The sequence below is a fragment of the Treponema sp. R6D11 genome (genome assembly GCF_054786075.1).
Genome location: NZ_BDHD01001250.1, coordinates 1 through 349 on the forward strand (window position 1 = coordinate 1; position 349 = coordinate 349).

Consider the following 349-nt stretch of genomic DNA (forward strand, 5'->3'; position numbering starts at 1 on the left):
GCTTTTCCCTGAGCCATTTTCGCCTACGATACACAAATAGTCGCGCGGCAAAACATCAAAACTAACGTCGCTCACAGCTACATTCGCATCATATTTGAAAACAACATCCTTAACTGAAATTATGCTCATTTAATTCAACCCCTTTTTGAGATTCTCTGCATTTTGCTTCATTAAGCTGACATATGTCACACCTTTATCAAAATCTTCTTTCGTCACATTATGTATCGAATGAAAAAGCAAAGTTTTTGCGCCAGTTTGTTCACTAACCGCGTTTGCAACATTTTGATTGCCAAGTTCGACGTAATATATATACGGTATTTTTTCAGCCTTTACAGTATCAACTATATAT

Annotated in this window: 1 protein-coding gene; it reads right to left on the reverse strand. The window is 36.4% G+C overall.

Annotation, left to right across the window (positions count from 1 at the left end; genetic code table 11):
• Positions 1 to 129: 129 nt before the first annotated feature.
• Positions 130 to 349 (reverse strand): metal ABC transporter solute-binding protein, Zn/Mn family (locus ACYVTD_RS18310; RefSeq protein ID WP_461249027.1); only part of this gene is annotated, 220 nt, incomplete at its 5' end.